Below are 1,593 nucleotides of genomic sequence, written 5' to 3'. Positions count from 1 at the left end.
CTTCCCATCCCGAACAGGACCGTGAAACACCTTAGCGCCGATGATAGTGTGGCATTCGCCATGTGAAAGTAGGACACCGCCAGACGCCCCATTAGAAACCCCCCAACCAGCAATGGTTGGGGGGTTTTGCGTTGTGGCGTGGCGGAATGGCTTATTTTCCGGTCTTGATCTCTGTCCACAGCCGCGTGCTCAGACGCTGCACTTTCGGGTCGATAGGCTTCATGATGAAGCTCTTGGCCATCACCGCCTGACTCGGGAAGATCGATGGGTTCGCGAGGTTTTCCTTATCGATGAACTTGCGTGCTTCCAGGCTGCCCGACGCGTACGTCACGTAGTTGGCAGTGGCTGCGGCGACCTTAGGGCGCAGGTTGTAGTCGATGAACTTGTACGCGTTGTCGATGTTTTTGGCATCCTTGGGAATCACCATACTGTCGATCCAGATGCCGATGCCTTGTGCGGGAACCAGAGGCTGTATCTTGACGCCGTTCTTCGTCTCAAGCGCCCTGTTGCGTGCGATATTGAGGTCGCCACCGTAGCCGAGTACCAGGCATAGCGAGCCTCCTGCCAGCTCGTTGATGTAGCCGGAGGAAGAGAAGCGGGTGATGGACGGGCGGATCTGTTTGAGCAGCAGGGCCGCCGCCTTGTAGTCGGCTTCGTTCTTGCTAGCCGGATCCTTGCCCAGATAGTGCAGTGCCATCGGGAAGACTTCGGATGGTGAATCGAAAATGCTGACACCGCAGCTCTTGAGCCTGGATACATACTCGGGCTTGAATAGCAAATCCCACTGGTTGGCTGGTAGCTTTCCGCCGAGCGCCTTGTTGACCTTGTCGATGTTGATTCCCAGTGTATTCATCCCCCACAGGTAGGGTATCGCGTACTTGTTGCCGGGGTCGACTTCGGCAAGCAGCTTCATTACCTCGGGATCCAGCCCCTTGTAGTTGCTCAGCTTGCTCTTGTCTAGCGGCTGGTAGAGCCCGGACTGGATCTGTTTTGCAAGAAAAGTATTACTGGGCACGACGATGTCGTAGCCTGATTTGCCGGTCAGCATTTTGGCTTGCAGGATTTCGTTACTGTCATACACGTCGTAACGCACCTTGATCCCGGTTTCCTTCTGGAAGTTCGGAACCGTGTCTTCTGCGATATAGTCAGACCAGTTGTAAATATTGACTTCTTTGCTGGCTGCTAGCACTGCGTGGCTGCCGAACAGGCCGGCGAGCATGATGGCTATCGTGGTTTTTTGCATTTCTCTCCTTCTCCTTGGTCATCAGTCCGCCGCTGAGCAAGCCTTGCTGCGCCTGTTCAGGGGCGGATTACGGTCGTGCAAGTACAGCCTGGCGGTTAACTCATCAGACTTATTTCAGTAAGCTCTGCAGCGCCCATGGCGTGACGATGCGGTTGAATTCCTCGTCCCCCACTTTCTTGAGAGCACAGTAACTGGCGACAAATTCGGCACCGAGTATTTTGGCCAGATCCGTGCTGTTTTCCAAGGCGGTAATGGCGTTGCCTAGCGCCGCAGACCGTAGGCACTGCCTTGCAGTGCGGCATCTGATCTTCTGCCTGATCCCACGCAAACCACATGCCAGTGTCGCGGCC

At 55.4% G+C, this 1,593-nt stretch carries 1 protein-coding gene, 1 rRNA gene and 1 pseudogene; 1 reads left to right on the top strand and 2 read right to left on the bottom strand.

What is annotated here, in order from left to right; translation table 11 throughout:
- A 5S ribosomal RNA gene (gene rrf, locus ACRC1E_RS07610) occupies nt 1-85 on the top strand; the annotation flags it as partial.
- Between the two features lie 66 nt (nt 86-151).
- Here rrf and ACRC1E_RS07605 read toward each other — a convergent pair.
- Nucleotides 152-1,243: a polyamine ABC transporter substrate-binding protein gene (locus ACRC1E_RS07605; RefSeq protein ID WP_438514502.1), complete on the bottom strand. Its 1,092-nt coding sequence runs from the start codon at nt 1,241-1,243 to the stop codon at nt 152-154.
- 109 nt (nt 1,244-1,352) lie between these two features.
- Nucleotides 1,353-1,593: pseudogene (locus ACRC1E_RS07600) on the bottom strand (hypothetical protein); the annotation flags it as partial.

The sequence above is a fragment of the Craterilacuibacter sp. genome (assembly GCF_051659485.1).
Lineage (GTDB): Bacteria > Pseudomonadota > Gammaproteobacteria > Burkholderiales > Chromobacteriaceae > Craterilacuibacter.
This window is presented reverse-complemented; position numbering and strand designations above follow the sequence as displayed.

Bases quoted from the DNA above. Each gene is read 5' to 3' on its own strand.
- ACRC1E_RS07605 (WP_438514502.1), bottom strand. From the start codon at position 1,243: ATGCAAAAAACCACGATAGCCATCATGCTCGCCGGCCTGTTCGGCAGC.